Consider the following 26,960-nt stretch of genomic DNA (forward strand, 5'->3'; position numbering starts at 1 on the left):
TCCTCAAACCGGGTAAACCGGATGTTTTCGGCATGAAAAGACCTGATATTTACTTTGATATAAGCTAAATCTAGTGATTAATTGACTTCTTAAATCATTAGGTTCAACAATATCATCAATGATCATTTCTGAGGCGAGGCGATAAATATTAATATCTTCCTTGTACTCTTCTCTTTTTTCCATAATGAAGCCTTGACGTTCTTCTTCCGGCAGCGCGGCAATTTTATTGGCATACACAGCATTCACTGCCGCTTCTGGACCCATAACTGCAATCGAGGCAGTCGGCAAGGCAATACAGCAATCTGGTTCAAAGGCTGGACCGGCCATCGCATAAAGGCCAGCTCCATACGCTTTCCGAACAATAACAGAGATTTTTGGAACGGTTGCTTCACTCATGGCAGCAATCATTTTTGCACCGTGCCTGATAATTCCTGCCTGCTCTACTTTAGTGCCAATCATAAAGCCTGGTATATCGGCCAAAAAGAGCAAGGGGATATTGAAAGCATCACATAGATTAATGAATTTGGCTGCTTTATCAGCAGAATCATGAAAAAGGACTCCACCCTTTACACGAGGCTGATTGGCAATAATACCAATCGGTTTACCACCCATTCGGGCAAGACCAGTAATTAATTCAGGTGCAAACATTTTCTTGATTTCACAAAAGGAATCCTCGTCTATTAATTGATTAATGAGATCATACATATTAAAAGGTGCATTTTGATTCTGAGGGATAAGATCTGCGATTGTTTTGTCTGATACTTGAGGTAGTTTTTCTTCGGTGCTTTTTGTTTTTTCGGCAAAATTGGCTGGGAAGTAGGATAGATATTTCCGGGCATATTCGATTGCCTCTTGTTCACTGCTTACAAGAACATCTCCGCAACCTGATACAGAACAATGCATTTTCGCTCCGCCCATTTGTTCCAATGTGACCTTCTCACCAATCACCATCTCTGCCATTCTAGGAGAACCAAGATACATGGAAGCATTTCCTTCCACCATCACAACGATATCGCAAAATGCTGGAATATAGGCACCGCCTGCTGCAGATGGGCCAAATAATAAACAGATTTGCGGGATTTTCCCGGACAGTTTTACCTGATTATAAAAAATTCTGCCAGCCCCTCGGCGTCCAGGGAACATATCTACCTGATCCGTTATTCTCGCACCGGCTGAGTCCACTAAATACAGCATAGGAATTTGAAGCTTATCAGCAGTTTCCTGAATACGAATGATTTTTTCAACCGTCCGTGCACCCCATGATCCTGCTTTAATGGTTGAATCATTGGCCATAACAGCAACCGTTTGACCATTTATTTTCCCTAATCCAGTTACCACCCCGTCAGCCGGTAAACCTTCCGCAGAATGATTCGCAAACAATCCATCCTCCGCTAAAACGCCTTCATCAAACAATAGCTCCAAACGCTCACGAACGAACAATTTGCCTGCTTCTTTATTTTTTTGATGATACTTCTCTTCTCCGCCTCCTTTTATTTTTTCTATTCGTTCTATAAGGTCGTTTTGAATTGTGTTCATCGTCATCTACCTTTCTATTGAGAGTTTATTCACCGGTATATACAGGCTTACGTTTTTCCTTGAATGCGATGAGTCCCTCCATACGATCCTTCGTTGGAATCGTAACCTGATAGCTCATTTCTTCAATTTGCAAACCATGTACTAAATCTGTTTCCATACCTCTTTCTATCGCTTTTTTAGCTTCCTTCACTGCGATAGGTGCATTGGCTGCAATTTTCCTTGCGATGGATAGGCTCATCGTCTCCAGTTCATCCGGCTTTGCGATTTGATTAACCAGGCCAATTTGCAGTGCCTCAATGGCATCTATCCTGCGAGCGGTGAAAATAAGCTCCTTTGCTTTGCTGATTCCAATTAATCTCGGCAGCCTCTGTGTTCCGCCTGCGCCTGGAATGATTCCCAGAGAGGTTTCTGTGAGCCCCATCTTAGCATGATGGCTGGCCACTCTGATATCACATGCCAATGCAAGCTCAAGCCCTCCGCCAAATGCTGCCCCATTAATGGATGCAATCGTCGGCTGCGGCATTTGGTCAATCATGGAAATGGTTTCCTTAATTAATCGGACCGCTTCACCTACCTGTGCTGGCGTCATATTTAACCGTTCTTTTAGATCAGCACCAGAACAAAATGCTTTGTCACCGCTTCCAGTAATGATTATGCAATGAATAGATGAATTTTCTTTATATAGACGCAGTGTTTGTTGCAATTCTTTTAACATCTCAATAGATAAAGCGTTGGATTTCTGAGGCTGATCTAATACAATCACCGCTACCCCGTCTTCTCGTATGGATTGCTTGATCATCAGTTGACCCTTCTCCCTTCTTTTTTCTCATGGATAGCCATTTGTTTACTCGACAAAGGGATACCCATCTGTTTTTGAATATAATCTGCAGCTTCAGCTAACATCCTTCCATCAATACCCGTACGAATCCCCATCCTCTCAAGCATATAAACTAAGTCATCAGTGGCTACATTTCCTGAAGCTCCAAGTGCATATGGACAGCCGCCCAAACCGCCAAGCGAGGAATCAAAGATCGTATATCCTTTCTTTAAAGCTACTAATATATTAGCCAGCGCCATGCCGCGTGTGTCGTGAAAGTGTAGCGCAATACGATCCTTATTAAACCGTTTTGTTACTTCATCCAGTACAAAATCAACCTGTTTTGGATGGGCAATACCGATTGTATCGCCAAGAGAGATTTCATCTACCCCCATCGCGAACAGCTTATCGCATATATGTAAGACAGCGTCAATCTGAACCTCGCCCTCGTACGGACAGCCAAACACTGTCGATACATAAGCGCGTGTTGTTTTTCCTTCCTTTGATGCATCCTCTGCAACCTCCTGAAGAATTGGAAAGGTGTCTGCAATGGATTTATTTATATTTTTTTGATTATGTGCTTCACTCGCTGACATGAAAATAGAAACTTCATCGATATTTGCTAACAGCGCATTTTCCAATCCCTTTCGATTTGGCACTAGAGCCGCATAAGTGACCGTATCCTTGCGCTTGATTTTCCTTGATACCTCCAGCGCATCAGCTAGCTGCGGAATCCATTTAGGAGCAACAAAAGATGTAATTTCAATATAAGAAAGACCCGTTTCGCTCAACAGGTCAATCCATCCTATTTTTTGTTCAGTCGGAGCTATATTCATCTCGTTCTGCAAACCGTCCCGGGGGCCAACTTCTTTTATTTGTACAAATTCAGGTATCTCCAAAAAAGTTCTCTCCCTTCTAGTCAATCCGGATTAAAACATCGCCCTCATTTACAAAATCCCCTTCGTTTACGACAACCTCTGTGACGAGTCCGTCTCCTTCAGCGGCTATAGGAATTTCCATTTTCATAGATTCCAAAATGACCATGTCCTGACCGTTTTCAACGGTATCTCCCTCTTTTACTTGTATTTTCCATACATTTCCCGCCATACTTGCTTTGATTTCTTCAGCCATTATTACCTCTCCTATCTGTTTTTCATTTTTTTAAGATTTGCTTCAATAAACCCAGTTGTTGTGTCTCCCTCCTTAAATGCTTCATGCTGGATGACCGTTAAAAGCATGGGTAGATTTGTTTTAATTCCCTGAATTTCATAGCTTTGAAGTGCCTTTGTCATACAGCTTATAGCTTCTTCCCTGCTTGATGCCGACACAATTAGTTTTGCAATCATCGGATCATAAAATGGTGTTACCTTAGAGTTACCACTGATAGCAACCTCATTTCGTACACCTGGACCATTCGGTAATTTCAGATGGGTTATTTGCCCGGGTGATGGTAAGAACGTAACGGGATCCTCCGCATAGACTCTCACTTCAATAGCATGACCCTCTAACCGAATATCATCTTGGGTAAAACGTAAATTCTCCCCATAGGCAATCCTAATTTGCTCCTCAACCATATCAATTCCCGTAATCTCCTCTGTTACCGGATGTTCAACCTGCAGGCGCGTGTTCATTTCAAGGAAATAGAAATTCTTTTGTTCATCCATTAAAAATTCAAAGGTACCGGCATTATAGTAGCCTAAATCGCGTACGGCCTTTAATGCTGTTTCGCCCATTCTTTTCCGTAAACTCTCATCAACAAATGGAGATGGTGCTTCTTCTACCACTTTTTGATTACGGCGCTGAATGGAACATTCACGTTCCCAAAGGTATACAGCATTGCCTTGCTTGTCAGCCAGCACTTGAATTTCAATATGTCTCGGGTTCACAATGACTTTCTCAAGGAACATATCCCCATTGCCAAAAAAACTTTGGGCTCGGTTTTGATTGCCTTCATATGCTTTTATGAGCTCGATTTCATTTGAGACTGACTGCATGCCAATCCCGCCTCCGCCAGCAGAGGCTTTCAGCATTACAGGATATCCGAGTTTCTTAGCTACCCTGACTGCCTCCTCCGCATCAGCAAGCGGGTATGATATTCCAGGCACAACCGGTACACCTGACTTCTCCATGGCCTCCCTTGCCTTTGTCTTTTGTCCCATTAGTTCAATGACATCCGGAGAGGGACCAATGAAAACAATATTTTCTCTTATGCATTCCCTCGCAAACTCACTGTTTTCACTTAAAAATCCGTAACCCGGATGGATAGCTTCCACATCATGCTCTTTCGCAATCTCTAATATTTTCGCGGTATTAACATAGCTTTCATTTACTCTTGGACCACCCAAAAGAAAAGCAAAATCTGCTTCCTTAACAAATGGTGCCTCTTGATCTGCCTCAGAATAAACCGCAACCGTTTCGATATTAAGGCGTTTACAGGTACGGATTATTCTTGAAGCGATTTCCCCTCGATTGGCAATTAATATTTTCTTAAACAATGCTGCTCCTCCTCACGTTCCCAAAATCTGCATGGATTGTTCCCGAAGCTTATATTTTTGAATTTTTCCGGAAGCTGTCATCGGATATTCGTCTATAAATTCGATATAGCGCGGAATTTTATGCCTTGAAATCTTCCCGTGGCAGTAAGTACGGATATCCTCGGCTGTTATGGATGTGCCTTCTTTAGGAATGATCCATGCCATTACTTCTTCACCATATTTGGCATCTGGTACACCAATGACCTGGACATCAAGTACAGAAGGATGCTGGTACAAAAACTCTTCTATTTCTCTTGGATAAATATTTTCGCCACCACGGATAATCATGTCCTTAAGCCTGCCAGTAATAGCGCAATACCCATTTTCATCCATGACAGCCAAATCACCGGTATGAAGCCAGCCATCTTTGGAAATCGCAGCTGCAGTTGCTTCTGGATTTTTGTAATAACCCTCCATGACATGGTAACCGCGTGTGATTAACTCGCCATGCTGCCCCCGAGGCACTTCATTCTCAGTGCCAGGCTCGACGATTTTCACCTCAATATTAGGCATCGATCTGCCAATGGAGCTGACTCGCAATTCAAGCGGATCGTCCGTCCTCGTTTGAGTGATACCAGGTGAAGATTCGGTCTGTCCAAATACAATCGTTATTTCATTGGCCCCCATCTTTTCCACTACACCCTTCATGACTTCAATAGGGCAGGTGGAACCAGCCATTATACCTGTACGCAGAGTGGATAAATCGTATTCTTCAAAGTCCTCCAGATTCATTTCAGCAATGAACATCGTCGGAACACCGTGAAGAGCGGTACATTTTTCTTCTTCAACAACCTGTAAAACACTGCGCGGATTAAACTCCTGCAATGGAATCATGGCTGCACCAACAGAAACGGCTGTTAATGTTCCTAATACACACCCAAAACAATGGAAAAAAGGAACTGGAATACACATACGATCTTCATTTGTCAGCTTCATTCCCTCAGAAATATTGATCGCGTTATTGACGATATTGCGGTGAGTCAGCATGACTCCCTTTGGAAAACCAGTTGTCCCAGACGTATACTGCATATTGATGACATCGCTGTCGTGTAAGGAATCCAGCCTTTCAGCCAATTCCTGCTCTGATGTGTGGGAGGCCATTTTTATCACATCATCCCAGCTGTACGTACCAGGATATCGATTCTCACCGAGCACGATAACATTTTTTAAATAAGGCAGCTTCTCTGATACCAGCTCTCCAGGAGGTGCATCTCTTAATTCCGGTATGACTTCATAAAGTGTTTCAATATAGGAATGATCCTTCACATTTTCCATTAAAATAAGTGTTTTTGAATCAGACTGCTGCAAAAGGTATTCTAGCTCTTTGGCTCTGTAACTCGTATTTACCGTAACGAGCACCGCCCCCATCTTCCCTGTCGCATATTGGGTAATCAGCCATTCAGGAGTATTAGTCGCCCATATGGCAAGATGATCTCCCTTTTCCATTCCAAGCGACATAAACGCTCGGGCTGCCTCCTTGCAAACTTCATTAAACTGTTTATACGTATACCGAAGACCTCGATCTGCATAAACAACTGCTTCTCGCTCCGCATTCTCTTGAGCTATTTCATCCAAAAGAGCACCCACTGTTTTCTGAACCAAATCCGCCATCTCGTTCCTCCTTATCACTAAAAAAAATATAAGGCTAGCAACCTAGTTGGCGGGATATTACAAGTCGCTGAATTTCTGATGTACCCTCGCCAATCTCCAATAACTTCATATCACGTAAGTAACGCTCCACTTCGTATTCACGCATATATCCATATCCACCATGAATTTGAATCGCCTGATTGCATGTACGGAATCCCATTTCAGAAGCAAATAGCTTGGCATAGGCAGATTCTTTTGTGAAATTCTTTTTTTGATCTTTAAGCCAGGCAGCCTTTAATACCATATTTCTCGCCAGCTCAATTTCCATTGCCATGTCTGCCAGCTTAAATTGAATAGCCTGAAACTTAGAGATGGACTGTCCAAACTGGATTCGTTCCTTACTGTAGGCAAGCGCTTTATCAAATGCTGCCTGAGCAATCCCGACCGCCAAAGCCGCGATTGAAATCCGGCCGCCGTCCAGTGTATATAAAAATTGTTTAAATCCTCCCTCGAGATCTCCAAGGACATTCTCCTTAGGTACCCGAACATAGTCGAGGATTATTTCTGATGTATTCGAAGCTCGAACACCCATTTTGTCGTAATTGCTAGTAATCTTTAGCCCTGGCGTATTAGTTGGTACAAGAAAGGCGGAAATAATATTTTTTCCGGTATTGGTCTTACCAGATACCGCAGTGACCGTAATCGTTTCTGCAAATCCGGCATTTGTAATCCAGCATTTTTCTCCTGTAATTACGTACTCATTTCCTTCTAGCACGGCCTTTGTTCTCGTCCCTCCGGCATCTGATCCGGCATTAGGCTCTGTTAATCCAAATGATGCTAAGGCCTTACCACTTGCTAATGGAGTTAAGTACTGTTGCTTTTGCTCCTCGGTTCCAAAATAATAAATCGGACTCGATCCAAGTGATACAGCAGCTGCATAGCTCAAGCCCGTACCTCCGCAGGCTCTTCCAATTTCCTCTACTGCAAGCGCATAAGAGATCGTATCTCCACCGGAGCCTCCGTATTCTTCCGGAAAGGGAATTCCAAGCAGACCTAATTCACCCATTTTCTTAAATACTTCTTCAGGGAATCTTGACTCCCGGTCTAATTCAATCGCAATTGGCTTAATTTCCTTTTCCGCAAATTCTCTTGCCATATTGCGGACCATCTTTTGCTCCGTGCTCAATTCAAAGTTCATTTTCATCCTCCTACTCTTTTGTGAAAGACCGACTGGTTGGTCTGTTATAGATATGTAAGCGCTTTAATTATGTGGTAAAAAAATGTCCGTATTTCCTTTTTGCCTCTTCGGTTAATAGAGCATGCATAATAAAGTCAGTAAAATACACAGAAATCTGATCCATCGGCATTGGCCCGTTTCGTTGATACCATTTTGAGGTCCAGTTCACAATTCCCAATATGGCAAGACCACTGATTTCAAAAGGAATCTCTTTTCGAAAATCTCCGGAATCCTGACCTTCTTTAATGACTTCGTATATTAATAGCCTGAACTCATCCCGCTTCAGTTTAATAGTTGAATCCAGTTCCGGTTTTAAATATTTACTTTCCTGATAAAAGACTGATATGTGAGATTGGTAGAGATCAAATACTTTCGTAAACGAGTAAATAATCTGCTGAAGTTTCTCTGGTGGAGTTTGATAATGGTGGATAGCCTCTTTGGCTTTACGTAAGACATAGGAGATAAATGTGTCGTGTATAGAGAAAAGCAATTCATCCTTTGATTGAAAATGGTGATAAAAACCACCCTTTGAAGTATCACTGGCCTGAACAATATCATTTACTGAAACACCATGAAAGCCGTGCTTTTCAAACAGCTTAACAGATGTATCCAGAATGCGATCCTTTAATTCCGTTTTCTTCACCCCTCTCCATGTTCATTTATTATGATTTAGATTCTAACTTAAACTTCTTGAAATTGTCAAATTATTTTATTTATTCAAATATTTAGGTTTTGATTGGATAGTTAAAAATGAATGTGAAATCTACTTTGAGTGTAGTTCTTAAATTAATTAATTAAATCGAAATATGTAGCACCATTAAATAGATTCTAAGAAAGTTAAAACTCGCTAATCAGATAGCGAGTCTTTTTTATATTGATTATACTTATTTTTCCTAATCTAATCCTACTAGTTACCTATCATAATAATCTTCAGTTGATATTTTATTAATTGACGAATTTCCCGCCTTTTCCGGCTGCCTCCCAGTAATCATTACGAAGGACTACCTTTTGTATTTTCCCAGAAGCTGTCTTTGGTAGTTCGCTTACAAAGGTTGCTCCTGTTATCGCTTTAAAATGAGCTAACCTCTCTCTTGTAAATGCAATTAATTCCTCTTCAGAAACGTTTCTTCCCTCTCTTTGAACAATAAAGGCATGCGGAGTTTCTCCCCACTTTTCATGAGGAACAGCGATCACCGCTGCTTCTAATACATCGGGGTGGTCATATAACACGCCCTCAACCTCGATGGAAGAGATATTTTCTCCTCCGCTTATGATAACGTCTTTCTTCCTATCGACAATATCAATATGTCCATCTTCATCTACAGTAGCCATATCTCCCGTATGAAGCCATCCGTTTTTGATCGCCTCCATCGTTGCCTCTTCATTCTTCCAGTACCCTGACATGACTCCATTACTTCTTGTAATGACTTCCCCAATCTCTTTACCGTTATGCTCGACTTCTTCGCCATGCTCAGTCACAACTTTAACTTCACAGCCAACCATCGATATCCCAGCCTTCGATTTAATTCTATATTGTTCCTCAGTAGGTAACTCCTTTAATTCTGAGCGAACAACTGAAATCAAGCTTAAAGGAGAAGATTCAGTCATTCCATATACTTGTATGAAATCCCAGCCCAGCTCTTTTTCCACTCGTCTAACAAAGGCTGGCGGTGGTGCCGAACCGGCAATGACAACTCGAACTGCTTGTTTAATATTTGAGCTATTCTGGTCGTAATATTGCAGGAGTGCGTTTAGCACGGTTGGAGCCATATGCATAACATTTACTTTATGTTTTTCCAGGGCAGAAAAAATCATCTCAGGCGTCGTTTTTCGAGAGCAGACCTGAGTAGCACCGTTAGCCGTATAATAAAATGGAGAACCCCAACCATTTACATGGAACATCGGTAAGACATGAAGTAAAACATCTTCATCCGTTATGCGAAGATGATGCATAGTACTTAACGCATGAATATAGTTATTTCGATGAGTCAGCATGACTCCCTTTGGATTCCCGGTTGTTCCACTTGTATAGAGAAGACTGCATACATCATCTTCTTCTAACGGAAATCTTTCAAATGCCTCATTACTTTGCTCCTCCAACCAAACATCATATCCTAACTCTTCTGTCTCTGAATCTTTATAATGAACTATAATTTTTTCAATCGTTTTTAGCTTATCTTTAATTGGCAAAATCAAATGGTAAAGGTCTTGATCAACGAATAAAATTTTCGATTCACTGTGGTTTAAAATAAATTGATAATCATCTGGCTTTAATCGACTATTTAGTGGTACCATCACACCGCCCAATTGGAAAATCCCATAAAAGCCCTCCAGCATTTCTACAGAGTTTGGCGCTAAATAGGCAATACGATCCCCTTTTCGAACCCCAAAATTCTTTAAACCGTGAGATAACCGATTAACTCTTTCATTTAGTTCTTGATATGTAAATACCCTGTCTTCACATATGATTGCCTGCTTGTCCCCATACAAGCTTACGGCCCTGTCTAAAAATTGCGTAAGTATTAAAGGTACGTTCATTACTGTATCCCCCTTTTCCAAAATCTAAATATTCCGAATTAATTAGGCATAACATATTCACTGGACTTGCAGCAGTATATTCTTTCCAAGTGATGGGAGGAATCAATTTTACTTCTGATATTCACACGGAACATCAATCTCTTAAAATCTCTTCCCGCTAAAACACTCAACTATCTCCCAAATAATTAATTCGACAAGCAAGAACTATATTTCCTGCAATAATAATGAAAAAGAAATATAAAAAAGCAATCCGAAGAATGCTTGAATGAATAATCCCTTATTGTTTGCGGTCTATATGGAAAAATAGAAACTATCTTACTTTGATTAAATTTAGAAATTTAGACTAGTAAATTGACAGGGTGGGGGGCGCTGGTTCAAACCCAGTCGTTAACTTAATTAATCTATTTTTTTCATAGCCGTAAATTAAGTTTAAATGTTAAATGTTAATTTTCTTCTTTAAACCCTTTTAAACATTCTTCATAAAAACCTTGCGCAGATAAAAGTTCTGTTAAAGCTTTATAATTGGCAATGGTTCTCTCCATAGCAATTAATATAATAAAGATAAAATAGAATGGATGTAATATTGAATAATCCTTAAAAATAGAGATCACAACATATCCAATTGTAATTACCATTGAAAAAAGCCATAAAAAGAATTTCCTTCTAACCTTTTTAAACTTTTGTTTTATAGTTTCTTCTGGGGTTCCATAGCATAATACAAAAGCATAAATGGAGGAATGTATTATCAATAAGAATACAAATAAACTAATTTCAAATCCTTCTTGATTAATATACTTATACAAATTTATGTTTAGATAAAGAATCACATAATATGATAGAAAAGAGGATAATAAAATATAAACTAATCCACCAACCATATGAAATATAAATTTAAAAGGAAGAAAATCAATACCTATACTATCTTTTGTGATTAAGAAAGTTAGACAAAATTTTAATATTTTATCGCTAATATTCTCTTCTCTTAGGATATTTAAAAATAATAATAGTAATAAAGGTAAAAGTAGAATTATAGAAAGATAGAATACTACAGTAGTTCCTTTGTTATGAATATCTGTGGTTCCAAAAAAAGATACTAAAACGATTGAGACTATATAAATACAGAAATAAATTGGAACAATTATCATTAGCCTAAATAAACATAAATATACCTTCTTCTTATTTGATATTAAATTATCTTCCTTTTTTGAAGACCAGGTTAAAAAGTTTAAAACCGGCTCTAATAATAAATCATATGCACTCAAGAATAAAATCCTTTCCTTAATATAATGTGAAGACAGTATATTATTTTCTATTTTTCGTGTAAAAAGAGGGGCACAAAAAGTGATAATATATATATTACCACTTTTTGTTAATTCATAGGAGGATTCTTTTTGTAATTTTACAAAACAAGGAATATCATAACTGACTACGAAAATATTCATTACAACCATAGACAAACTCTAAGGGAGACAGAAAGGTGTAGTATAAACTTTTTGCATAATCAATCGATATAGAAAACTTATATTTATTAATTGCATCAACCAAAAGAATTGTCCCCTACCTCCACACACCATATTCATTCGTATAAAGACTGCACAAAAATTGCACAGAATTTCTAGAAACAATGGAATTAAGAGACTCAGCTTGCATAAATAATCACTGGCGCCCTGAATTAATGGACTGTTTGGACTCTATTTATGCATATATCGTGTGTAAGATTCAGACTAGTAAATTGACAGGGTGGGGGTCGCTGGTTCGAACCCAGTCGGGATCATACTTATAGTCGTAGCAAGGTTTGAATCAACTTTCTCATAACCTAAAATGTTATGGTCGTAGCAAAACCTGTTACGATACTCAACGACCACTTCACAAAATCATGTGAGGTGGTATTTTCTATGTTACTAAAGTTTGTTATCCAAGATTTTTATGAAGACAGAGAGTTTAAAAATGTAACTCCACAGACTATGGAAACTTACAAGTTAATCCTCAACGAAATGTTACGCTTTTTCAACGAGAATGAAGTTCTTATTGTTTGAGATGTCTCCCCTTCTCATGTTAAACAATACATAATTCACTGTAAGGACAAGGGTAATAAGCCTACTACCACAAACACTAAGTTACATCGTACAAGAGCCTTCTTTAATAATATGGTTGAATGTGAAGTAATTAAAAAGAGCCCTGCCACCAAAGTACCCAAAGCCAAAGAAGATATCCGAATAGATGTATTTACGGATTATCACATTAAACAACTGCTCCATTACTATAGAAGGATTAATAGAAAAAAGCCCTTTGTTGCCTATCGAGATCATACAAACATTATTGTTTTAATTGGTACAGGCATCAGGTTATCTGAACTTACTACACTAAAATGGACTGATTTAGACATGTAATCAAACCCTTTCTTTATTCGGTAAAAACCGTAAGCGCGAATCTATTCCTGTGACAGAGAAGGTTATTCACGAATTGTCTTCCTACCACCTATACTGTGAACAAGTATTTGGCCGTGAGTATTTAAGTGATTATATCTTTACTAATCGTTACAACTAAGAATTCACACCCGATGCCTTAAAAAATGTATTTAAACGGTTAGCACGAATTATGAATTTTAAAGATGTCAGATTATCAGCCCATACTTTCCGACGCACCTTCTGTCAACGATGCATCCATTCTGGAATGAGTACATTTGCTATCCAAAAACTAATGAGACATTCCTCAATAGCCGTAACCGAAAAATACGCTTCCATGTGGGGAAATGATTTAAAAGAACAAAACGACAAGTATAATCCATTAAATACAGTGGAGGTATAATCAACACTCTTTAGATAGACTTTATGGTCTATCTTTTTTATGGTAGACAAATAGAAAATTGCTGTATCCCTTGATATGAATGACTTTTCGGTTAAGGCTGGGAATTTTCTATTATAGGTAAAGATACATCTAATCATTTAGAAAAGGCAATTCTTATAATTAGAAACCACTAATATCAAGCGTTACAACAACGTTAGTTAAATAAGATGGGAATTTTGTATTACAAGAAGATATATGCTCAATCAACCTACTACTTTAGTAAAATAGATTTCAAAACTAGCTCTCCTTTCACTTTGTTTGTGAATATTCTAACATAAGTGAATCTTAAATATTATTAGATCATTCTTCCGCATCAAGGCCGATATGCTATAGTTTTTACACTACAGGATAGTATTCATTTCCAATTTAATTCTTAGATAATTTTATAAAAGTTCATTTTTTCTGATTTTTGGGTAGTCTATTTTTAGTAGTGAGTAGTGATTTTTAGCTTATTGTAGGAATGTTAATTGACTTTTGTAGTTTTTAAGGAGCTTTTAATATTTAGGAGGGAAAGTATGCTAGCAACGTTAATAATTTTTGTATGTTATTTGTCTATAGCTTGATAACTTATAATTTCAGTTCTTATGTATCTCTATTATTAAATTTTATAATACTATTAATAGGACTACTAAAAAAGATCAGAAAAATTCCGGAAGATATATAAGGATTATTTTTTCGTTGGTTGTTTCTATTCTGATTATACGTAAATAAAAATTTATTAAATTTCTAATAAAAAAGAAGCTATTAATTGAACAAAATAGCTTCTATTCACAAAATTTGTATAACCTTTAAATAGCATTTATTGATGGTGATTAAATTATTGTAGCTCCACCATCAATCACTAATTCAGTACCTGTTAAATAACTTGCTTCATCTGATGCAAGGAATAATACTCCCTGTGCCACTTCAATTGGTTCAGATGGACGGCCTAATGGAATAATGTATGTAATATGTTCAGAAGCTTTTTCATCTTCTAATGTACCTTTCATCATTGGTGTATTAATAAAGCCGGGATGAACCGAATTCACTCGAATATTAAATTTACCATAACTTGCAGCAACATTTTTTGTCATCGAACGGATTGCACCTTTTGTTGCAGTATAAGCAGTTGGACCTGCTGTACCAATCATTGCAGCTATAGATGATATGTTAACAATGGAACCGCTCCCAACTTTTTTCATAATAGGTAGGACGTACTTCATACCTAAAAAAGTACTTTTAAGATTGATATTTATTACCATGTCCCATTCATCCAATTCAGTTGTTTCTGGTGTACCAAATTGATTTTTACCACCGATCCCTGCATTGTTTATTAAAATATCTACCTTACCATAAGTAGCTACTGCTTGTTCAACAACAAATTCCCATTCTTCAGAAGAAGCTACATTATGCTTTATTGCATAGGCGTCTCCGCCATTACGAATAATTTCATTTACAACCTCTTCTAATTTTTCATATTGTACGTCAGTTGCAACTACTTTTGCTCCTTCTTTAGCAAATAGTTTTGCCTCTTCTGCACCCATTCCGCTTGCAGCTCCAGTAATAATAGCTACTTTATTTTGTAATCTCATTTCAAATCCTCCTTTATGACAAAAGAATATAATGTCAATGTCATAATAATTTAATTTGTGAAAATTTTAGTACATTTCTATTATAAATGAATTGTTATTTTAAATATATTTAATTATATTTAAGTTAACTTAGTTATTTTTTAAGTATATAAGGGGTGAATATATTGAACTTAGAACAACTAGCAAACATTGTAGAAATATCTAAAACAAAGTCTTTAACATTAGCGGCAAATAATCGAAATATCACTTTACCAACATTAAGCCAATCTTTATCACAATTTGAGAAGGAAATTAATATCAAATTATTTAAAAGGTCTCGATCTGGTACAATTCCTACTAAAGAGGGACAATTAATAATTAATAAAGCTAGGGAAATAATTTTAAAAATTGAGATTCTAAATGAAACCATCCAAATAATCAAGAATGAACTTAATGGAACCATAAGATTCGGTTCATTACCCGGTTTTATGCCCTTAATAATTGACTCCTTCTCAGATTTTAAAAAAACTTATCCTCTAATAAAATCCAACCTATTCGAAGGAAGTACAACACAAATATATGAGAAACTGTTAAATCAAGATATCGACATTGCTCTTTTAGCATTTGATGATAAAGATCAATTAGAAAAAAAGGAATATTACTTTGAAAAAGTAACTTCTTGTAAAACTGTGATTGCGGTAAATAATACATCTCCACTTGCCAAAAAGATATCAGTCACACTTTCAGATATTAGTGACTATCCAATAGCAATTCATGATGATTATAAAATAATGGATATTTTATCTAGTGATAATAATTTTGATAAGATAGATATTGCTTTAAGAACAAATAATTTAGATTCAATCCGTAAAAGTCTTTCAAATAATACTGCTATTACCATAGGCTTAAATTATAGTTTCATAACTGATCCTTATTTTATTCAACAAGAGGATATTGTTCTCATTGATTTAATAGTACCTTTTCCACAAAACCAATTTATTGGTTTTGTGAGGTTAAATAATACTAACTATTCAGAAATAACACGTGTTATGGTGGAATTTGCAAAAAAACAATTTAATAAATATATTGACATTTAAATTAGCAAACTTAAAAAATCATACTTATGACTTTTTTTAAAATATTGGAATGAAAAATAACCCAGTAATCATGTTTAGAACTGCCAATTCCCCTACATTTATAATGGTAGCTTTAATGCAAGAGCCTTTCATTTACCTAAAGGAAGAAAGTTATTAATGACATACATCAAAAACGAAGAGTTAAACAATTAGAAGTAGCTAAGATTAAGACGGGGCATAATGGGACAAAATTGGACATAACCGCCACTAAGTTCTGAAGCCTCTCTTAAGGATGCTGGTATTTAAAAAATCTGAAATAGAAAAAGAAGTGCAATAAAACAATATTGTAAATTATAGAAAATCCGCTTTCTAAAGGAAAACGGATTTTTTCTAACCTTATGAAAGGTTGCACTTCATGGAAGTAGCTGCCAATAGGTTTTATTTGCTAATTCAATGCTCTTAGTTTGATAGTTATTTTATCAAAGTCATATTGGGTCTAAATTTATTCCACAAAGTGAACATTTACTTCACCAATTTGTGTAAACTTGGCTGTAAACTGATCTCCTTTTTCTACTACTACCGCTGCGGATAAGGCACCTGATAAAATAACCTCCCCGGCTTTAAGTGTGACACCATATTCCGATAATTTATTCGCTAACCAAGCAACACATAGAGCCGGATCTCCTAAAACATCCATCCCTTTTCCTTCATTAATCACTTGGTTATTTTTTAAAAGTTGCATATGAATGCTAATTAAATTTACGTCACTTATGTGAACTTTATTTGATCCAAGAACATAAAGTCCACAAGAGGCATTGTCGGCAACCGTATCTTCAAGTTTTATTTTCCAATCTTTAATACGGCTATCAACAACTTCAAGGGCAGGTACAACATAATCTGTTGCCCGTAGAACATCATCTACAGTAACATTTGGGCCAACTAAATCTTCCTTAAGTACAAATGCAATTTCGCCTTCAATTTTTGGTTGAAATAATTGACTTAGGGAAATTTCTGCCCCCTCTTCTACATACATCGACTCTAAAAGATGTCCATAGTCCGGTTGATCTACACCTAAGAGATTTTGCATTGCAAATGATGTTAAACCAATTTTTTTGCCTGTGATACGATCACCTAGCATTGTTGCAATTTTAATTCGTTTGACTTGAATGGCATAGGCATCATCAATAGTCATTGTCGGCTCTTGTATTGTAAGTGGTATAATTGATTGATGTTTTTCATGTGCTTTATCAAGCAGTTGAATTACATTAGATATTAATTGCTCTGTTACCATAACTCCCCTCCTCTAAAGATTAAATTCTAGTTAAACTTCTTGATTGGCTAGGCTGCAGCCAGTGAATTTTTACATTTCCCTTTGTTACCTTATTGAACGAATCCATAATTCGTATATTACCATGTTCGTTGACAGAAACAATTGACTTGATTTTATACTGACCGTACTCCAACACAACCTCATAAATCCCCTCATTAGGAAGCATCTTCGGCTCCATAGGTTTGAATTGATTTCCATCCCAAAGCATTTTAACGGTATAGTGCTTTCCAAGAAAATGAGGAATCTCATGCACATCGGTCGATAGTAATCGTTGTCGAATTGCTGTTGAACTAATTTTTTCACCTAAATAGTCTACACGTTGTACCTCGGTTACAGTAATTTGATATTTTGAATCATTGGGAATATGTTTAAGTTTTCCTGCACCTTTAGATCCATAAGAGAAATCAAAACCTGCAATCACATGTGTTACACCAAGATTTAGTAAATAGGCATCAACAAATTGTTTGGGTGACAGTGCTGCAAAATCAAGTGTAAAATCGACAAGATAAAATATGTCCACACCTAAACGATTGAGCATCATTTCTTTTTCAGAAAGTGTCGTTAAATGAGAAATACATCGCTTCCCGCCAGACAAGATATTGATAGGATGTGGTCTAAAACTCATTAGTGCTAATGGAAATCCACGATTATTTGCTTCTTTACGGGCAATTTGTATGACACGCTGGTGTCCCAGATGGACACCATCAAAATAGCCAAGTGCCATAACACAAGGAGTTACCTTAGTATAAATTCCCTGTAAATTTAGAGCATTAATTAAAATCGTTTTCATTAGCATAACTCCTTCTATCATCCTTGTTAGAGATTCCTATTTCCCTTATACTTCAACTAATTCCTCGAGGCTGCGATATTTTCCATTGAAAAATAATAATGGATCACCATCTTCAACCGTAATGTTAGTTACTTTACCAATGAATAATGTGTGGTCACCTTCAACATGTTCAGCAGAAACTTCACAAGCAACTTGCACAATAGCCCCAGGAATAACAGGTACATCTGTTAAACGATTAAATGTTACCTCCTGATCTTTAATTTGACCTGCAAATACTTTGGAAATTTCTTCCTGATTAGAACTTAAAATATTGACTGAAAACTTTTTGGCTTGTTGGATTTTAGGAAGCATACGTGCGTTTTCTTTAATCGAAATCACTACTAATTTTGGATTAAGTGAAACGGACATAAAAGCATTCGCTGTCATTCCATGTGTTACATCCTCTAGGTCTGTTAAAATGACTGTCACACCAGTTGCAAATTTACCCATTGCACTTCTAAATAAACGATCATCCATTTTTAAACCTCCCCTAATGATTTAACTTTTATAGATTTACTGGATAGCCTATTTTTCGTATTTAAACATAAAGGATCTTCAAAACTTGCTTAAAAATAATTTTCAAGCCTTTACTGTTCCACTTTTCAACTCCGCAGCAACCTCTAAAATCATATCCTCTTGACCACCAACTGCTTTACGTTTACCGATCTCTATGAGAATATCACGTGCATCTACACCAAATCTTTCTGCAGCTCTTTGCGCATGTAATAAGAAGCTTGAATAAATACCCGCATACCCCAATACTAAGCTACCGCGTGTAATCTCTTGAGGTGTTGGCAGAATTGGCGCTACAATTTCTTCAGCTACATCCATTATTTTATATAAATCAATTCCTGTAACAATATTCATTTTATCCAATATGCTTACTAGGACTTCGGTTTGTGTATTACCAGCACCAGCTCCTAAACAACGGATACTGCCATCTATACGATCAGCTCCATGTTCAATAGCAGTTAATGAATTTGCCACAGCCAGTGACAAATTATTATGTGCATGAAAACCTAGAGGAACGTTTATTTCTTGTTTCAATGCTTTTATTCGATCCGCTACCTGAATTGGAAGTAGAGCACCTGCAGAATCTACAATATAAATGACATCTGCTCCACCATTTTCCATAATTTTTGCTTGCTCTACAATTTTACTTGGTTCAGCCATATGAGACATCATTAGAAAACCAACTGTTTCTAGACCCAGCTCCTTCGCTAAGTTTAGATGCTGTAATGAAACGTCTGCCTCCGTGACATGTGTAGCGACGCGAACCATAGAAACACCTAAATCTCCTGCAAGTCTAATATCAGGCTTCGTTGCAATTCCTGGTAAGGAAAGTACAGCAATTTTTGAATTTCCGGCAGTTTCTACAGCAGCCTCGATGAGCTTAAACTCATTCGTATGTGAATGGCCGTACTGAACCGTCGATCCCCCAAGACCATCTCCATGAGCAACCTCGATATATGGTACGTTTGCTGAATCTAAGCCAGCAACAACTTTCCTAACCTGTTCAACTGTAAATTGATGACGGACCGCATGACTGCCATCTCGTAAAGCTACTTCTGTTATGATAATATCGCGTTTCATCGTATTCCTCCTTTACACAGTTGTCTTTGCCTTTGCCCATTCCTCAGCAATTTTAATAGCTGCAGCTGTTATAATATCCAAATTACCAGCGTAAGCAGGTAAATAATCAGCAGCACCGGCAACCTCCAGGAATACAGTGATACGATTTCCCTCAATGTATGGACGTGTTTTTAAGCGATACCCTGGAACATATTGCTGAACTGCTTTTTCCATTTTTTTAAGTGCATCAATCAATGCTTCCTCATCTGTTACCGGATGATCTACTAACAGATGAATCGTGTCATTCATCATAATTGGTGGTTCAGCAGGGTTTAAAATTAAAACTGTTTTTCCTTTTTTTGCTTTGCCGACAACCTCAATGGCACGTGAAGTAGTTGCGATAAATTCATCAATGTTCGCACGTGTTGCTGGGCCAGCACTTTTACTTGCAATTGTGGCAACAATTTCCGCATATTTTACCTCATAAAGCTGAGATACTGCATAAATAATTGGAATTGTTGCTTGTCCACCACATGTCACCATATTTACGTTATCTGCTTGTTGATGTTCGTAAAGGTTCACTGTTGGTACTGTAAGTGGTCCAATTGCTGCTGGGGTTAAGTCAATTACTCTCTTACCGTGAGTTTTTAGTAGCTTTGCATGCTTCACATGTGCATAAGCACTAGTTGCGTCAAACACAACATCTGCAAGTCCTGGAGTTTGAAGAAAGCCTTCAATTCCCGTATCGATAGCTTGAAAACCTGCTTCACGTGCTTTTCGTAAGCCCTCGGAGTTGGGATCAATCCCTATAACAGCCGTTAACTCTAGAAAAGAGGACCGCTGAATTTTTTTCATCAAATCGTTACCAATGTTGCCTGACCCTAAAATGGCTACCTTTAATTTTGCCATGTCTAAATCCCCCTTGTTTACTCATATTTCAATTGAATAAACATTCATTTTTTGACTCGTTATTAAGGTGAATTAGCCCATACCAATTCCTTGATAGCCATATAAATTACGACCATATGTGTATAGTGCATCTTCATATAGAGACGTTATATGTGTGGCTACGGCAATGATGTCTCGTACAAACACTTCAATTGTGTCATTTTTTGTTAGAGATGCTCCACCGAGTGAGACCATTACTGTCGTAGCGATTTCTTGACAAATTTTAATAATTTCTGCACGTAGTGAAGAAAACTCCCCTTTTTCGTATGGACCTTCTGTTTCATAAGTTGCTAATAGATCGTAATATTGTTCCATTAAACCATTCGCTTTTTTATATTCCAACATAAGTTTAGCTAGAATTCGCTGACTACGAGGAGAATCTTTTTCATTTTCTCCATGTAGACGAACACGTGCTTCTGTTCTCTTTTTATATTCATCCAGCAAACGCCTAGCTCCACCTAATGCCATATTTGGAAACCCAAGATAGAATGCAGAGAAGTATGGTACATGGTAATAAGGATAATCGGGATCATAATTAGAACCCTCCGGTGGACGGCGTGTATCATTCGCTAATTCAAGTCTTAAAACGCGTCTTCTTGGAATAAATACTTCCGTTGCAATCACTTGGTTACTACCTGAACCACGTAAACCAAATGTATCCCAATTTTCATTTACTTTCACTTCATCTTTACGCATGAAACACATAATTAATTCTGGTTGATTTGATTCAGGTAATTGAGCAATTGCCCCTAAACCAATCCATTCCGCAAAGTTAACACCGCTTGTATAGTTATAAGTACCTGTTAAGCGAACACCGCCATCAACCACGGTTACTTGTCCAACTGGCGCGAAAACATCCACGATCAAACCGTTTGAATTTATAATTTCGTCTCTACCTTCTTGTGGAAGGTGTGCTGTTAAGGAGTTGTGTAAAGGGAAGAAATAACCTAACCATGCAGCTGAGATATTATGGTACGCGATAGTACGTACAATTTCTCCAAGGCCACGTAACGAAATTTGTGGACCACCATATTCTTTCGGTAGATTTGCACGAGTAATTCCTGATTCAATTAACTTATTAACATAGTTTCGAGAAACAGAGGCATTTATTTCGGAAGTTGCTACTTCTGATTCTGCTAGTAGGCCTGCTTCACGTGCTTTTTCAATAAGCTCTAGTTCAACATCTGTAAATCCTTTGGATTTTTGCTTTGTATCAACTGACATTTATAACCCTCCTATTATACGTTTTCAAGTTTATAACAAATCTTAGTTAGCGAAGATGTTATATTCGGAGTTTTAAATACTGGTGAGGCCACTAAAAAACATTAAAATCTCTTCTTTAGTGACCTCACGTTATTGTATTCTAGTTAACTAGAAGAACTCTTTAGCTGCTTTAATGAAATCTTCTCGCTTTTCTACCTGCAGCCAATGTCCGCACTGTGTAAATAAACGAAGCTCTGCATTAGGTAAATGTTCCATCAAATTAATACTGCTATCTTTTGGAACAAATCGGTCATTAAAACCATGCAGTAGTAAGAATGGTTGTTTCATTTGACGTAATGCATTGGGAGGAATATGACCTTCCCCAGGCATAGGGAACATATTTTGCAAATAGGAATTGCGAATCTCTTCACGTTGAATAGTTTCATATCGAATTTCTAAAATATCTTCTAATGAATCTTGAATCGTTGCAGGATCATAAACAAACCAACTTGTTAAGTTTCGTAGGTTTTCATACGTTGGGTTTTTATAAAAACCAACCATTCGTATTATTTCCGGAGTAGGCGGTGTTTCTCCACCAGCACTGCCCATAAGTAAAACTTTTTTCACTCGTTCAGGTGCATACATAACAACATTTAACGACACATAACCACCCATTGAATTACCTACGAGACTGAATTTCTCTATGTTTTTCTTATCAAGTAGTTCAAGCAGTTGCTCAACGCGTAGCTGAGTCCATTCCCAAAATGATTTTGGGTGTACTTCGGGGTGTTTTGTATTTCCAAATCCATACATATCAGGAGCAATCACATGATAGTTCTTTGCAAGCTCTGGTAAAATATGTTGCCAATTACTTACTGAATTCGCTCCGGGACCTGAACCGTGTAGGAATACGATTACTTCCTCATTTTCTTGTCCTGCTTCACAATAGAACGTTTGAAACCGACCTGTATCTAAAGTTTCTGTTGAATAGCTCATTATAGTCCCTCCTATGCTTCTGTTGAATCAGCATCCATTCCCTGAAGATCTTGTCCCCAATAAGTTAAACCAACTTTTAAATCTTCAGGAGTCCACTTAATAGCCTCCCAATCAGGTTCAAAAATCAAATAACTTCCTGAAAATAGTTCCACACGATGACCACTACCTGGGTCTTTTACATATAAGTAAATTGCCTGTGAAATACCATGTTTACCTGGCCCAATAAGCTCAATTCCATTTTCACTTAAAATATCAGCTGCACGTAATATATCTTGGGCATTATCAAACCAATAAGCTAGGTGGTGTAAACGGTTAGGTGTTTTAGCTTCCGGTTCAGCCATAACAGCTATGTCATGAACCAATGGAGTTACACTTAACCAACCAGCTTGAATAACTCCATTTCCTAAATCTACATATTCACGCATTTTAAATCCCAAATTATCAATTAACCATTTATGAATTACTGATGGATCGTGTGAAGTCGCTAGATTCACGTGGTCAATACGACGAGGTGAAGCACCTTTTCTCCAAGATTTATAAGTTTGGTTCTTTAGCACGGATTTGCGGTCTTGATCTGGTTGCGTTTTTTCCATCTCATAATAAATTTCAAATGGATGCTCACTGGGTAACTCAAAGCGAATTGCTCTTCCTTGACCTGCTTCTTCACCCGATTCAACCCACTTCACTTCTGCTCCAGCCTCAGTTAGTAATTCAGCAAATTTCTCTACATCTTCAGGACGTTTTGTACGCCAACCAATGTGATCTACTTTTGATTTTTCCCCTTGTTTTAGCGATAGTGTATGGTGTTCAAAATCTCCCCATGCACGTAAATAATGTGTACCATTCACTACTTCTGTTTCTTCTAAACCTAAGACTTCAGAGAAGAACCATAGTGATTTTTTTAAATCCGGTGTGATTAAAGCAATATGACCTAGTTTAGCAATCTCTGGTAACATTTTCTTTTCCCCTTTTTTGTTTGTTTTTTATCATTTACACATTCAATATATTAGATATAAAATATTCTGAAAACAGACTAATTGTATTAATTTGAAAGCGTTTTCAGTATATTTCGTTTGGTTTTTTCTTTTTTATGGTATTTTAGTATTAAGAGAGAAATAACAATATTTTTTGAGGCACTTCTTACAATTAAGGGGGGAATAGGTTGGAACAACGTGTTATTTCTTTAAAAAGGACTACTTTTCATCTTGAAAATAGGGAGAAAGATATCGACAATATTGCAATCGTTAAGGCTTTAAGTTTTCTAAAAGCAGATATCATTGAAATAAATGGGATAGAGAAAGCAACAAAATTAATGTTTAATTATGGGTATCAATTAGGGGTTTCAGAAGCTCACCGAATGAGAGAAAAATATTTCGATATACAAGATCTACTTAAACAAGGGCCTACTCTTCATTGTGAAAAAGGACATATAAACGGTTCGATTTTCGAAGGGTATATTGAATTTTATGGTGATAAATCAGTTAAGGCTGTTTATGGTATAGGAACGTGGTTACAGTCTTACGAGGCAAAAGTTCATCTAGATTATTTTGGTCAAAGTGATGTACCAGTTTGTCATACACTTATGGGATTTGCTACTGGCTATATGAGCACCATTTTTCAGTTTGAAGTAAAGGTAGTTGAGAAAACCTGTGTAGCAAGAGGTGACGAAAATTGTACATGGGAGTTTTATACTGTTAACCCTTTACCTGATGAATCAAATGAAAACTCTGAAAATCAAGTATCGTTTGATCTGATTGAACTTGGCAATATTCAAAGTGAAATGATTCAAGCGATTATTGATGGAGCAACAGTAGAGGATATATTTAAAGAAGCTGAAAAAATTTTTGGCAGAACCTTTTTAATAGAAGATATATTTTATAACTTTATACATTCTACTAATTTATCAGAGATCGATAGACAATTAATTGAGCAGGATATGCAGATATATGACCAAAATGAAAGAAATCAATTAGGTACTTATTTTTTTGAAAAGCGTCAGCAACTTCCTTTTACAAAAAAGGTTGTTCAATTAGATAATCATGTTCGTTTAACAAACACGATTGTCATTAAAAATAAAGTCGTTGCATATTTGTCAGTTATATCGATGCATCCAACAACATTTTCATCATACGACTATTTAATACTATCTAAATTGACAAATGTAATTTCTGTTCTACTTATGATGAATTCTATTATAGAAAAATCAAAAGCAGAGAGTGAATCTAAGTTTACTAATGATATTTTGCATCAACGTTTAACAGATATAAATCAGATTCTTTCTAGGTCTCGCTACTTTAATATTGATATTAACCAACTATACACCGTTGCTATTGTGAGAAGGAATAATAATATGTATAGGATTCAAAAAGAGTTTGAAAACTTTGTTCGGGAACACTTAAAAAAACAGCGTATACTTATTTCTTTTAAGGAGATGGAACTAGTTATTTTGTTATTTCATCCTCTAAAAGATCATTCTATGGTTCAGAAGGTTTTTAGTAATTTAAGAGAAGCTTTAATGGAACAATTCCCTAATTATCCTGTTCAAATTGGTTACAGCGAGATAGGACATAGCATTTTGGAGGCAAACTCTCACTATAATGAGGCTGCAATTGCTCTCATCTCCAACCCCAACGCATCCATTACTGCATTTAAAGATATTAGTGTTTTATCAATATTTATTAATGATTTAAATATAGAACATATTAAGCAACTTGCGAATAATCGATTTGCAGGAATCTTTTCATTAAAGGAACAAAAACGGATTGAGCTCTTAGAAACTTTATATATATATCTAAATAATAATTTAAAAATTGAATCCACGATACGCTTATTAAAGATTTCAAAGAGTGGACTTCTCTATCGACTAGAAAACTTGAAAGAGTATTTGAAGACAGATTTTAAGGATCCTAATGAGAATTTCCAAATCCTTCTTTTATTGAAAGCGATGGAAATATATTTTAAGACTAGCAATACTCAAGACAGTAATTTTATTGTGGATTTTACAAATAGTTAATCCAATGGCGGCTAAAAGTTGATATAGAGGAATATCATACTAATAATCCAGATTAAACAAACGAACAGATCCTTGCTTCTGGTCTATATTTTTTCTAAGAATTCAAATTGATACTATGGGTTTCTATAAACAACGGAATTAAGAGATTCAGTTTGTATAAATAATCAATGGCACCCTGAATTAATGGACTGTTTGGACTCTATTTATGCATATATTGTGTATAAGATTCAGAATAGTAAATTGACAGGGTGGGGTCCATACTTCAGGCTTAACCCCAAGTGTACCAAGGTGTTGAGCCTTTTTTCTATTTTCAGTAAAAACCCATTACTCCTGTATTTTTATACATTGGACAAATACTGCACAGAAGCTGCACAAGCCCAGTGTTTCCATTGGATTCAGCTGTCTCCATTATTTCTGTTAAATCCAAAATGTTCACCGAACCGATTCGTGTCCTCATCGAGCCTGACTTCTACGTGTGAATCTCCTTCTGTAATCACCTTTGAATCTGGGATTGTCGGGGAATGTTTCTCGTTATCATACGAGTAGGTAATCCACTCCCTTATGGATTCATCGGGATCGGGAGGTGTGCTATCGGCATCGCCTACGGTTTTTCCTGTGTATTTTTAGGATAGCATCCTCCTCTTCTCCCTCCCCCATTACATACACGCCTTCCCCGTATTCCTCAAGGGATGACTTGGACCAAGTTTTCTCATACTCTTTATAATCACGGATAACCTTAAAACGCAGGTTATTCACGGTTAATAAATATTCAAACAACTGCTTTGTCACTCAATCAAAAGCACCTCTTTAATATTTCATATAGTAAATATATCACAATGTAATAGACAGGAATAAATGTAAAATATAGCGGGATAAGTTAGCTTATTAATTGAATTGAGGGAATAATAAAAACAGTGCACATTGAATGAAGGTGTGCACTGCTATTTTCATACTATATTTTATGCGTGTTTCTAGATTTTTATCTATTTTTTCATTTTGATACATATAAGGCCTTTCGAAACCTATTACGTTTTACTCAAAAGGAATTTTCTCTCAACTTTTACCATTAGAATCTGAGAAGCATCCGTAGGTTCCAAAAGATAAAAGATTGTAGGTCCGTAGCTCTTAGAAGATTGTGGAAAATAAAAAAAACCATGTACATGTTGTACATGGCTTTATGACCCCTACGGGATTCGAACCCGTGTTACCGCCGTGAAAGGGCGGTGTCTTAACCGCTTGACCAAGGGGCCAAATGGCTCCGCAGGTAGGATTCGAACCTACGACCGCTCGGTTAACAGCCGAGTGCTCTACCACTGAGCTACTGCGGAATAATATGGGCGACTC

Annotated in this window: 24 protein-coding genes, 2 tRNA genes and 1 pseudogene; 5 read left to right on the forward strand and 22 right to left on the reverse strand. The window is 36.9% G+C overall.

What is annotated here, in order from left to right:
* Positions 1–3: 3 nt before the first annotated feature.
* The 10 genes from A8L44_RS08225 to A8L44_RS08270 form a co-directional block, all read right to left on the reverse strand.
* Positions 4–1,536 carry an acyl-CoA carboxylase subunit beta gene (locus A8L44_RS08225; protein WP_139063818.1) on the reverse strand — a complete coding sequence of 511 codons (1,533 nt, stop codon included), beginning with the start codon at positions 1,534–1,536 and terminating at the stop codon, positions 4–6.
* 25 nt (positions 1,537–1,561) lie between these two features.
* Complete coding sequence (locus tag A8L44_RS08230; protein ID WP_066104044.1) at positions 1,562–2,335, reverse strand: enoyl-CoA hydratase; 774 nt, start codon at positions 2,333–2,335, stop codon at positions 1,562–1,564.
* Positions 2,335–3,252 (reverse strand): hydroxymethylglutaryl-CoA lyase, encoded by a 918-nt coding sequence (locus tag A8L44_RS08235; protein WP_066104047.1) that lies wholly within the window; start codon positions 3,250–3,252, stop codon positions 2,335–2,337. The genes A8L44_RS08230 and A8L44_RS08235 overlap by 1 nt, the downstream gene beginning before the upstream one ends.
* 16 nt (positions 3,253–3,268) lie before the next feature.
* A complete protein-coding gene (locus A8L44_RS08240; RefSeq protein ID WP_066104050.1) occupies positions 3,269–3,484 on the reverse strand; it encodes an acetyl-CoA carboxylase biotin carboxyl carrier protein subunit in 216 nt (71 codons plus the stop codon).
* An 11-nt stretch (positions 3,485–3,495) separates the two neighbouring features.
* Positions 3,496–4,848 carry an acetyl-CoA carboxylase biotin carboxylase subunit gene (locus A8L44_RS08245; protein WP_066104053.1) on the reverse strand — a complete coding sequence of 451 codons (1,353 nt, stop codon included), beginning with the start codon at positions 4,846–4,848 and terminating at the stop codon, positions 3,496–3,498.
* A 12-nt stretch (positions 4,849–4,860) separates the two neighbouring features.
* A complete protein-coding gene (locus A8L44_RS08250; RefSeq protein WP_254654701.1) occupies positions 4,861–6,498 on the reverse strand; it encodes an AMP-binding protein in 1,638 nt (545 codons plus the stop codon).
* Between the two features lie 34 nt (positions 6,499–6,532).
* Positions 6,533–7,675 (reverse strand): acyl-CoA dehydrogenase family protein, encoded by a 1,143-nt coding sequence (locus A8L44_RS08255; RefSeq protein WP_066104055.1) that lies wholly within the window; start codon positions 7,673–7,675, stop codon positions 6,533–6,535.
* A 67-nt stretch (positions 7,676–7,742) separates the two neighbouring features.
* Complete coding sequence (locus A8L44_RS08260) at positions 7,743–8,357, reverse strand: TetR/AcrR family transcriptional regulator (RefSeq protein ID WP_066104057.1); 615 nt, start codon at positions 8,355–8,357, stop codon at positions 7,743–7,745.
* Between the two features lie 302 nt (positions 8,358–8,659).
* The gene (locus A8L44_RS08265; RefSeq protein WP_066104060.1) at positions 8,660–10,252 is read right to left on the reverse strand and encodes a long-chain-fatty-acid--CoA ligase; all 1,593 of its coding nucleotides are present in this window, start codon (positions 10,250–10,252) and stop codon (positions 8,660–8,662) included.
* Between the two features lie 443 nt (positions 10,253–10,695).
* Complete coding sequence (locus A8L44_RS08270; RefSeq protein WP_066104063.1) at positions 10,696–11,703, reverse strand: hypothetical protein; 1,008 nt, start codon at positions 11,701–11,703, stop codon at positions 10,696–10,698.
* Positions 11,704–12,321: 618 nt separating this feature from the next.
* On the opposite strand from A8L44_RS08270, the pseudogene A8L44_RS19450 reads away from it, so the two are divergent.
* The 3 genes and pseudogenes from A8L44_RS19450 to A8L44_RS19460 form a co-directional block, all read left to right on the forward strand.
* Positions 12,322–12,381, forward strand: a pseudogene (locus A8L44_RS19450) (hypothetical protein); the annotation flags it as partial.
* An 18-nt stretch (positions 12,382–12,399) separates the two neighbouring features.
* The gene (locus A8L44_RS19455) at positions 12,400–12,642 is read left to right on the forward strand and encodes a hypothetical protein (RefSeq protein WP_368072428.1); all 243 of its coding nucleotides are present in this window, start codon (positions 12,400–12,402) and stop codon (positions 12,640–12,642) included.
* Positions 12,643–12,850: 208 nt separating this feature from the next.
* Positions 12,851–13,060, forward strand: a complete 210-nt coding sequence (locus A8L44_RS19460; protein WP_368072429.1) for a tyrosine-type recombinase/integrase — start codon at positions 12,851–12,853, stop codon at positions 13,058–13,060.
* Between the two features lie 851 nt (positions 13,061–13,911).
* Here A8L44_RS19460 and A8L44_RS08280 read toward each other — a convergent pair.
* Positions 13,912–14,670 (reverse strand): SDR family NAD(P)-dependent oxidoreductase, encoded by a 759-nt coding sequence (locus A8L44_RS08280; RefSeq protein WP_066104066.1) that lies wholly within the window; start codon positions 14,668–14,670, stop codon positions 13,912–13,914.
* A gap of 164 nt (positions 14,671–14,834) precedes the next feature.
* On the opposite strand from A8L44_RS08280, the gene A8L44_RS08285 reads away from it, so the two are divergent.
* The gene (locus A8L44_RS08285) at positions 14,835–15,746 is read left to right on the forward strand and encodes a LysR family transcriptional regulator (RefSeq protein WP_066104069.1); all 912 of its coding nucleotides are present in this window, start codon (positions 14,835–14,837) and stop codon (positions 15,744–15,746) included.
* 481 nt (positions 15,747–16,227) lie between these two features.
* Here the strand turns inward: A8L44_RS08285 and A8L44_RS08290 are convergent, their stop codons facing one another.
* The 8 genes from A8L44_RS08290 to A8L44_RS08325 all read right to left on the reverse strand — a co-directional run bounded on the left by A8L44_RS08290 (position 16,228) and on the right by A8L44_RS08325 (position 23,559).
* Entirely contained in the window at positions 16,228–17,016 is a 789-nt protein-coding gene (locus A8L44_RS08290) for a 2-keto-4-pentenoate hydratase (protein WP_066104072.1), read from the reverse strand.
* A gap of 19 nt (positions 17,017–17,035) precedes the next feature.
* A complete protein-coding gene (locus A8L44_RS08295) occupies positions 17,036–17,845 on the reverse strand; it encodes an FAD synthase (RefSeq protein WP_066104075.1) in 810 nt (269 codons plus the stop codon).
* A 45-nt stretch (positions 17,846–17,890) separates the two neighbouring features.
* On the reverse strand, positions 17,891–18,361 hold the full coding sequence (locus tag A8L44_RS08300; RefSeq protein ID WP_066104078.1) for a flavin reductase family protein: 471 nt from the start codon (positions 18,359–18,361) through the stop codon (positions 17,891–17,893).
* A gap of 102 nt (positions 18,362–18,463) precedes the next feature.
* Positions 18,464–19,477 (reverse strand): 4-hydroxy-2-oxovalerate aldolase, encoded by a 1,014-nt coding sequence (dmpG, locus tag A8L44_RS08305; RefSeq protein ID WP_066104081.1) that lies wholly within the window; start codon positions 19,475–19,477, stop codon positions 18,464–18,466.
* A gap of 12 nt (positions 19,478–19,489) precedes the next feature.
* Complete coding sequence (locus tag A8L44_RS08310; protein ID WP_066104084.1) at positions 19,490–20,365, reverse strand: acetaldehyde dehydrogenase (acetylating); 876 nt, start codon at positions 20,363–20,365, stop codon at positions 19,490–19,492.
* Between the two features lie 72 nt (positions 20,366–20,437).
* Positions 20,438–21,628 carry an acyl-CoA dehydrogenase gene (locus A8L44_RS08315; RefSeq protein WP_066104087.1) on the reverse strand — a complete coding sequence of 397 codons (1,191 nt, stop codon included), beginning with the start codon at positions 21,626–21,628 and terminating at the stop codon, positions 20,438–20,440.
* Between the two features lie 147 nt (positions 21,629–21,775).
* Positions 21,776–22,603 (reverse strand): alpha/beta fold hydrolase, encoded by an 828-nt coding sequence (locus tag A8L44_RS08320; RefSeq protein ID WP_066104090.1) that lies wholly within the window; start codon positions 22,601–22,603, stop codon positions 21,776–21,778.
* An 11-nt stretch (positions 22,604–22,614) separates the two neighbouring features.
* The gene (locus A8L44_RS08325) at positions 22,615–23,559 is read right to left on the reverse strand and encodes a VOC family protein (RefSeq protein WP_066104092.1); all 945 of its coding nucleotides are present in this window, start codon (positions 23,557–23,559) and stop codon (positions 22,615–22,617) included.
* Between the two features lie 206 nt (positions 23,560–23,765).
* Here A8L44_RS08325 and A8L44_RS08330 point away from each other — a divergent pair, with 206 nt between their 5' ends.
* A complete protein-coding gene (locus A8L44_RS08330) occupies positions 23,766–25,616 on the forward strand; it encodes a V4R domain-containing protein (protein WP_066104095.1) in 1,851 nt (616 codons plus the stop codon).
* 588 nt (positions 25,617–26,204) lie between these two features.
* Here the strand turns inward: A8L44_RS08330 and A8L44_RS08335 are convergent.
* From A8L44_RS08335 to A8L44_RS08345, 3 genes are all read right to left on the reverse strand, one after another.
* Positions 26,205–26,405: a hypothetical protein gene (locus A8L44_RS08335; protein WP_066104097.1), complete on the reverse strand. Its 201-nt coding sequence runs from the start codon at positions 26,403–26,405 to the stop codon at positions 26,205–26,207.
* A 389-nt stretch (positions 26,406–26,794) separates the two neighbouring features.
* Positions 26,795–26,866: transfer RNA gene (locus tag A8L44_RS08340), tRNA-Glu, on the reverse strand.
* A 3-nt stretch (positions 26,867–26,869) separates the two neighbouring features.
* A tRNA-Asn gene (locus A8L44_RS08345) sits at positions 26,870–26,944 on the reverse strand.
* Positions 26,945–26,960 lie beyond the last annotated feature (16 nt).

This window comes from Bacillus sp. FJAT-27986 (genome assembly GCF_001685035.1).
Taxonomy (GTDB): Bacteria; Bacillota; Bacilli; order Bacillales; family Pradoshiaceae; genus Pradoshia.